The organism is Acidithiobacillus sp. TH-A36, assembly GCF_057473445.1.
On record NZ_JBYCKP010000166.1, the window covers coordinates 1 to 1,317 of the forward strand.

The window sequence follows — 1,317 nt, forward strand, 5'->3', positions numbered from 1 at the left end:
AAACGGTCAAGGCATTATTGGACTGGCTGGCAGAAAACGAAGCATTCAGTTTCGGCAGCAGGTGGCCACGCGCCTGGGACACCGCCCCCTTGGCTTCCGCCTGCTCCGCCTTGGCGGCCATCATCTGCGGATTCTGTTTGAGCGCCATGGCCACACACTGGTTAAAATCTACTGCCTGAGCAGATAGGGCAAAAAAAGTTCCTGAGACAGCTATGGCAACAAGCGCCATGGATTTTTTATAGGGACCGTAATGCATTAATTTCTCCGCCAAACAAAGCCGCCACAAATCAGGTTACGCAGCCATTACCAATTGCTTTTCTTTGCGTTTTCTGAAAACCAGCAGGCACAGACGGCGGAGTATATCAGAATATCATCATATTCCACAAACGAGCATCTGGCAGCGGGTCTTGCCGTTGCATCCGCTAGCCACTGATTCAGAATTTATCCAGATTTTCAGTGGATACTGCAGAACACGTCACTCATCATGGAGATCAGGCGCAAAGTACGCGGATCACCCACCCGATAATAAACCTTGTTGGCGTCCTTGCGAGCGCGGAGGATATCTTTTTCCCGCAAAATGGCGAGATGCTGGGAAATATTACTCTGCGTGGTACCCACTGCGGAGACGATGTCCTGAACACTCATTTCTTCTGAACCCAAAACACAAAGCACCTTGAGGCGTAGTGGGTGGGCCATGGCTTTCAGAGAACGCGAAGCCTGCTCGATATCCTCTTCCCGGGTTGGTAACTCTTCCATATTCTTGCCTCTTGGTCTATTAACCATCTTATTGACTTTAATTAAAAATTCTTAAAACAATACCTGTTTTGCCGTCTTGCGTTTTCATCTGCATGCGCTTAGAATCCAGCGCATGCGGGTGTGGTTCAATGGTAGAACCTGAGCTTCCCAAGCTCATGACGTGGGTTCGATTCCCATCACCCGCTCCACCATCAGCGAACGAGAATAACCCCATACAACAATTTTAGAAACCCCAACCATACCCGATTAGAAAAGCGGTCGATCCAGACTGCTCAGTATAGCATCCACGCTATCCTGCACGGCGCTGGTCATCTGGATGGGACGTCCCCATTCCCGACTGGTTTCTCCCGGCATCTTGTTGGTGGCATCAAAACCCGTTTTACCGCCCAGACCAGCGACCGGTGAAGCAAAATCAAGGTAATCGATGGGCGTATTGTCTATCAGCGTGATGTCCCGCACCGGGTCCATGCGCGTTGTCATCGCCCAGATGACATCCTCCCAACTGCGCACATTGATGTCGTCGTCCACGACAATAATAAATTTGGTGTACATGAACTGCCG

General features: G+C 50.3%; 2 protein-coding genes, 1 tRNA gene and 1 pseudogene. 1 reads left to right on the forward strand and 3 read right to left on the reverse strand.

Translation table 11 applies throughout. From position 1 onward, the window contains the following. Together AC2VLY_RS04515 and AC2VLY_RS04520 are read right to left on the reverse strand one after the other, a co-directional pair. A partial coding sequence (locus AC2VLY_RS04515; protein ID WP_486921834.1) for a TolC family protein occupies window positions 1-256 on the reverse strand: 256 nt, incomplete at its 3' end. 197 nt (window positions 257-453) lie between these two features. Further along, window positions 454-756, reverse strand: coding sequence for an ArsR/SmtB family transcription factor (locus tag AC2VLY_RS04520; RefSeq protein ID WP_024893036.1), 303 nt, complete (start codon window positions 754-756; stop codon window positions 454-456). Window positions 757-870: 114 nt separating this feature from the next. Between AC2VLY_RS04520 and AC2VLY_RS04525 the strand changes: the two genes are divergently transcribed. Then, a tRNA-Gly gene (locus AC2VLY_RS04525) sits at window positions 871-944 on the forward strand. 58 nt (window positions 945-1,002) lie between these two features. Here the strand turns inward: AC2VLY_RS04525 and AC2VLY_RS04530 are convergent. After that, window positions 1,003-1,317 (reverse strand): annotated as a pseudogene (locus tag AC2VLY_RS04530) (3-octaprenyl-4-hydroxybenzoate decarboxylase); the annotation flags it as partial.